Below are 1,269 nucleotides of genomic sequence, written 5' to 3'. Positions count from 1 at the left end.
GCCCCGGTGCAGGCGGACACGGACGACGAGCGGTCATCGCCACCACCTCCACCATCCGGACTACCGCTCCCCCGCCCCCAAGTCAACGAACTACCGGTAATGCACGCTCGATTCTATGTAGGGGCTCCCCCATGACCTGCGAAATGCGTGCTTCGGAATTTGATCCCGAACAGTTTCATCAGGATATCAAAGCCACCGCCGCCGTGATTGGAGCTCCCGTCGCCCACCACATCACCACTGCGGTCCTGGACGCCTACGCGGACAACTTCGCTCAGGGCGCCACCTTGTGGAAGACCACCAGCCGTCCGGGCGACCAGCTCTCCTACCGCTTCTTCTCTCGGTTGAAGACCGACACCGTCCATCAGGCGTCCTGCGCGGGGCTGCTCCCCGCTGGTGCGCAACCGTTGATTCCTCTGCTCACATCCTGGGCAGCCCTGTACGACGGAGCACCGACGCAATCCTGCGACTTCGACGCGGGACGGGGACTTGCCAAGACGTGGACCTACTTCGGAGGTCTGCGTCCGGCCGAAGAACTCCTAGCCGTCCCGGCCCTGCCTGCCGCTGTGCAGAGCCGTCTCAAAGACTTCCTGCCGCTGGGGCTGGCGCACATCCGGTTTGTGGCGGTCGACTGGCGCCACCACACCGCGAATGTCTACTTTCGCTCCCAAGGCCCCTTGGACACGGGACAGTTCGCCCGCATCCATGCCCTGGCCGGCGGCAAGCCGCCCACGGCGGACCTGGTGGACGAAGTCCTCGCCTACGTACCCGAGGATTACTGCGTCGCCATCACCTTGTCTCTGGCCAGCGGCAAGATCGAGCGGGTCTGCTTCTACGCGCTCAAGGTCCCCCAAGACCGCCTCCCCCGCGTACCCGAGCGCATCCGCGCCTTCCTCAACGCAGCGCCCAGCCATGACGAGGACGAGTGCAACGTCATCGGCTGGTCCTTCGGCCCTGCCAGCGACTACATCAAAGCCGAGCGGAGCTACCGGGGGGACATGGCCCAGGTTCTCGGCCAGTGGAACTGCTTTTTCTACGGCGACGAAGGACGCGACTACACACTGCGAAAAGCAGCAACGTGAACCCCGGCCGGGTCACCCCTCTCAACTCCATGCGCCCACCCTGGTCTGTGGCATGAGTCGGCCCGCCACGGTGATCGTCGGTGCCGGAGTAGCGAGTAATTGTCAAGAGTTGTGGATCATCGTGCCTCGGAGTTCTCGCCCGGCGGGCAGGGCGGGATCCCTCGAAGGCAGGCGTACGCCAGCTCATATG

At 64.5% G+C, this 1,269-nt stretch carries 1 protein-coding gene; it reads left to right on the top strand.

Annotated elements, in window-relative coordinates:
• Positions 1-131 precede the first annotated feature (131 nt).
• Positions 132-1,079 carry an aromatic prenyltransferase gene (locus IG74_RS0144665; protein WP_078869665.1) on the top strand — a complete coding sequence of 316 codons (948 nt, stop codon included), beginning with the start codon at positions 132-134 and terminating at the stop codon, positions 1,077-1,079.
• Positions 1,080-1,269 lie beyond the last annotated feature (190 nt).

This window comes from Streptomyces sp. NRRL B-1347, assembly GCF_000720325.1.
In the GTDB taxonomy this organism is placed as follows: domain Bacteria; phylum Actinomycetota; class Actinomycetes; order Streptomycetales; family Streptomycetaceae; genus Streptomyces.
Note: the sequence above shows the minus strand (reverse complement) of the source record. Positions and strands in the feature narration are given on the sequence as shown.